Consider the following 3,396-nt stretch of genomic DNA (forward strand, 5'->3'; position numbering starts at 1 on the left):
CGCCAAACGTTTCGCGCTTAACACCCGTAAGCCGCCGAAACGCCTCGCCCTTCAGTCCCTTGATCGTTCGGTATCGCATCGCCGTTTCCTCCTCGGAAACCAGCGAATCACGCCGCTCTTAATAAATGGTTATGCAAGAGGTCTAGTATTATCCGTTTATGATGGAACAAGAGAAGCCACTTGCCGTCACCCCAGCGTAGGCTGGGGGCCCATTTGTTATCAAGCTGTTACCACCAAATGGGATGCCAGCCTTCGCTGGCATGACGGTCCACCTTAAGGGTAAAGACCCCGACTAATGGATCGCGCCCTTGCTGCCCACCACGACCCAGCCTTCGCCAAGCTGCGTGATCGACTCCACCTGCCCGATCCCTTCGACATTGTCGCCGACCTTGACCTTGGTAAGTTCTGTGGCTTTCGCGTCTTTGGCAATCCAGGCGGCGTCGGGGGTTGCGGCGCGGAGCATCCAAGCGTGCGTTGGCGCTGCGGGTTGTGGCGCTGTGGCCTTTGTCGTTGACCGTTTGGTGGCGGGGGGCTTTTTCGTCGTCGTTGCGTGTTTCTTATTTGTCGTCCTTGCGGAGGGTTTTGACTTCGCAGTTTCATGCGGCGCCGCAACCTCGGCACTACTGATGGTTGGAGGCATTATGCTGGGGGCTTCGATGGAAGCTGGTCTGTCAGTGAGTATATCCAGTTTTTTCTCCAGCATGGCCATACGACGTTCCAGTTGCGGGTCCATCGCTGGCGCCTGCGCGTGGGCGGAGGCCTCAACACGGGCGGCTAACTGCGCGTTCTGTTGCGATAATTGGTCGAAGGCTTTTTTCAGATCCTCAAACTTTGTCGTCAACGCATCAAGTTGTGCATTGTTAGCCGGTGCCGGCGTTGTTGATGGTGGCGTAACAGGTGACAAGGGTGCGACCGGAGCGGGAAGCGGCGCCATGGAGGGCTCGATCTTGGCCATTTGCGCGCTGGGCGCAGGACTGGGGTTGAACGGAGACGGGGCGTCGGTCGCTGCGGGTGCGTCTTTGGCGGGTTCGGCAGTCGCTGGCGTCGTTGCGATGCCGTCTTCGGTGGGCTGCGGCATGGGGAGGGCAACAGCGTCCTTTGCCTGACCTGCGGCGTAAAGGCTCGTTATGTCGGCGGAACTGGTTTTTGCGGTCGTGCCCGGGTCGACCACAGTGACTTCTCCCACCTTAGGGATGACCGGCGCAGCGGGCGGCGCGTTTGGAGCAGGGGCTGCCGCTGGCTCAGCCAAGTTCTGCGGCATTTTAAAGGCTTGGGCGATGGGCATGGTTGCCGTGCCCGGTTCCGAAGATCCGCCGAATTGAAGATAAAGCAAGCCACCGATAAGGGCCGCGCCGACAAGAATAGTAATGGCCATTACCTTCATGCCGCTTTTGCTGTCGGGTTTTGTGGCCTGATCCGTTGCGGCCGTATCGGCGGCATCAAGCGCAGCGGCGACCTCTGTATCCGACTGGTCGTGGAAATCGTCAACCGGCGGCTGGTCTTCCTGCCACGCTTCGGCCTGCGCGCCCTCGCTCATGGAGTCGCGATCCTCAAAACCATCGGAGCCTTGGTGCAGGCCATGTTGTTTATCGGTCATCAAACTAACTCCTCAAGACTAACATAAAGATTCCGACGTTCCTGCATCACGGCAATGCCACTTTTCGCGCAGGGGAACAATATGGCACTGCGCTGAACCGAAATCTAAGGGAACCGACGGTACGGCGCAATCCTTTGTCAGCAGAACTCGTCAAAAAAGCGACGGCATGCCCGAGAGCCTCACCGGCCATAGTAAGGCATGTTGCCCTGTCCGGGCGTCATCACGGATACGCCGCTGGGGTAGCGTTGCGATGAGCCAAGCGCTCCGTAGGGTGAATAGCCGGGATAGCCTGTCTGCATCGGGTTGTAATAGCCGACTTGTCCGCCTGCCTCCGTGGCCTGGCGCAACTTGTCCGTCGCGAAAAAGTTGTTGACGAGGCTTCTGTCGGCATCGGACTGCGACCCGTCTTTCTTTACCGAAGTCAGGAAAAACAGACCCAGTGGCGTGCCGACGGCAACGCGCACGAGCGGTTTGATCTTTGATCCCTCCTGCGCGAGAAAATTGGCCACGCTGTCGCCGGCCGAACCTGCGCCGGCGTATAGCGCGTCCTTCATGCCTTGTTTTGCCTGTGAAACGACAACAGCGCCATTGCTGACGGTTGTTGTGGTCTCAGGCTGGCTGATGGCCGAAGCGAAGGCGGACACGAATTTTCCCGCAGCGGGAAGCACGACGCGGCTAAAGTAACGGTGATCGACCTCGGTCGCCATGCCGCCGAGCGTGGTTTCAGGGTCGAGCGCCATGGCGTTGATGGCGTACTCCTTGCCTTTCAACGTCGCGTTAGTAAAGCGGATGACGAGGTAGTCGTCCTTGACTTGAAAACTGCCGATGGCGCGGGCGCCGGCCAGCGGGCCGGACAAAATTTGCGCCATGATCGGCCCCTGCACATCGGAGTTGGCCTCCATGAGCATCTGGGCGTAATTGACGGTTCCTGCCAGTACAAGCGGCTTTTCCACGACTTTGCCCGCTGCGGGGGCTGCAACCCGCGTGGTTGCGCCACCATTGGCGACAAAGGCGTCTTGCCCTTGCGGCGCTGGCTTCTCTGCTTCCTTGACGCCACGGACGATTTTAGCGCCTTTGAGGGTCCAACTGTCCATGACTTGTTTCAGTTGCTGCTGCATCGCCTGCGCAAGACTTTCGTCGAAGGGCTGCGCTTGAACTGGTTGCGGCGGCGGGGCTTGAACCTGCTGCTGCATGAGCTGAAGCTGCTGCGCGCTCTGGCGTTGCTCCTGTTTCAATTCCTGACGCAACCTTTCGGTTTCGGCGCGGAACTCCATCAGAGCGTCTTTGCTTTTGCTTTCTTCGGTCGGGTCGATAAGATCGACGCTGCGACCAATAGGCGTCGGCATGACGCTGCCGCCCTGATGAATCGCCTGTTCGGCGCGCTGCGCGTTGGCTTGCGTATTTTGCTCGACCAGAAACGGCGATGCCTTGCTGCCCGGCGCTACGTCTAGCGTCGGCGCCTTGCCAAGCGAGGATTGCGTTTCCTGTTTCGGCGTTGAAAACACGCCGAAGGTCAGCACCAGCGCGATGCCGACGACGGCCATGATCGCCATAAGCTTAAGCACTGGATTGGTGCGCCATGCTTCCGTGAGATTTTGCTTGATCGCGTTTTTGCGCGGTTCCAGCGGCTCCTGAACATCCTGATCAAATTCGTCCATGTTATTTGTCATGATCTTCATCCCGCGTGAGACGCGCCCGCACCATGGCGCCGTTGTCAGACATCAGCAGCACCGGCGCGTCGCCGATTTCATAGACCGTCATGCCGTCCGTCGATGCGGCGCTGGCATTCCAGGCCGGCG

At 59.2% G+C, this 3,396-nt stretch carries 3 protein-coding genes; all 3 read right to left on the reverse strand.

Annotation, left to right across the window (positions count from 1 at the left end; all coding sequences use genetic code 11):
• Nucleotides 1-292: 292 nt before the first annotated feature.
• Nucleotides 293-1,597, reverse strand: a complete 1,305-nt coding sequence (locus tag Q1J43_RS12745) for a hypothetical protein (RefSeq protein WP_301102875.1) — start codon at nucleotides 1,595-1,597, stop codon at nucleotides 293-295.
• A 179-nt stretch (nucleotides 1,598-1,776) separates the two neighbouring features.
• Nucleotides 1,777-3,267 (reverse strand): TrbI/VirB10 family protein, encoded by a 1,491-nt coding sequence (locus Q1J43_RS12750; protein ID WP_301102876.1) that lies wholly within the window; start codon nucleotides 3,265-3,267, stop codon nucleotides 1,777-1,779.
• The coding region (locus tag Q1J43_RS15940) for a DotH/IcmK family type IV secretion protein (RefSeq protein ID WP_366141904.1) at nucleotides 3,257-3,396 on the reverse strand (140 nt) is incomplete at its 5' end. The genes Q1J43_RS15940 and Q1J43_RS12750, both read right to left, overlap by 11 nt.

The sequence above is a fragment of the Propionivibrio sp. genome (assembly GCF_029255185.1).
GTDB lineage: Bacteria > Pseudomonadota > Gammaproteobacteria > Burkholderiales > Rhodocyclaceae > Propionivibrio.